Here is an 874-nt window from a genome sequence, read left to right as displayed (position 1 = left end):
CTGCTGGAGATCGACACGGTGTGGAACGGGGGGACGGTGGACCGGAACCGGGAGAACGACCGGCAGCGGGTGCTGGTGCTGGACAGCGGGGACGAGTACTACTTCTGATCCGCGGGCCGGGCTTCAGGCCAGGGCAAGGGCCGCGACCACCGGGGCCGCGTAGACCAGCGGGAACGGGATGTGGCTGTACCAGCGGGCGCGGGCCACGGTCACGACGGCTCCGGTGAAGTAGAGGACCAGGCCGATACCGGCCGCGAGGCCGACGTACGGCAGGAAGAGGCCGACCAGGAGGCCGACCGCGCCGGCGATCTTGGCGGCGGCGAGCAGGTTCCACCAGGTGCGGGGGACGTCGTAGTCGGTGAGGGCCTTGACGATCCAGTCGGCGCGGGTGAGGACGACGATGCCGGAGTAGCCCGCCATGGCGGCGGCGAGCAGGGTGACGAGGGTGTGGGCGACGGACATGAGGTGCTCCTTCGGGCTGCGGGGTGTCGGTTGCACCTCGTTGACCCGGGGCGGAGGGGGAGTGTGACCGCTCGCCGGAATTTTTTTCCGGGCCGGCCGGGTCAGCCCGCGGCCGCTTGCGCGTACGCGGTGGGCGGGACCCCGACCGTGGCCGTGAAGTCCCGGACCAGATGGGCCTGGTCGGCATAGCCGAGGTCGGCGGCGAGGGCGGCCCAGTCGGCCTCGCCGCGGGTGCCTGCCAGCTCCAGGGCGTCGTGGATCCGGTAGCGGAGGATCACCCACTTCGGGCTGACGCCGACGTAGGCGGAGAAGAGCCGTTGCAGTGCGCGTACCGAGAGGCCGGCCGTGCGGGCGAAGTCGTCGACGCGGCGGACGGTGCGGTCGTCGTGGACGTGGTCGACGAGGGCCGTGG

General features: G+C 72.0%; 2 protein-coding genes. Both read right to left on the bottom strand.

What is annotated here, in order from left to right; all coding sequences use genetic code 11:
* Positions 1-123 precede the first annotated feature (123 nt).
* Positions 124-462, bottom strand: coding sequence for a DoxX family protein (locus EHS43_RS45300; RefSeq protein WP_125196130.1), 339 nt, complete (start codon positions 460-462; stop codon positions 124-126).
* A 101-nt stretch (positions 463-563) separates the two neighbouring features.
* Positions 564-874, bottom strand: a 311-nt coding sequence (locus EHS43_RS45295; RefSeq protein WP_125196129.1) for a helix-turn-helix domain-containing protein, incomplete at its 5' end; no start/stop codon positions are given.

This window comes from Streptomyces sp. RP5T (genome assembly GCF_003933965.1).
Lineage (GTDB): Bacteria > Actinomycetota > Actinomycetes > Streptomycetales > Streptomycetaceae > Streptomyces.
Note: the sequence above shows the minus strand (reverse complement) of the source record. Positions and strands in the feature narration are given on the sequence as shown.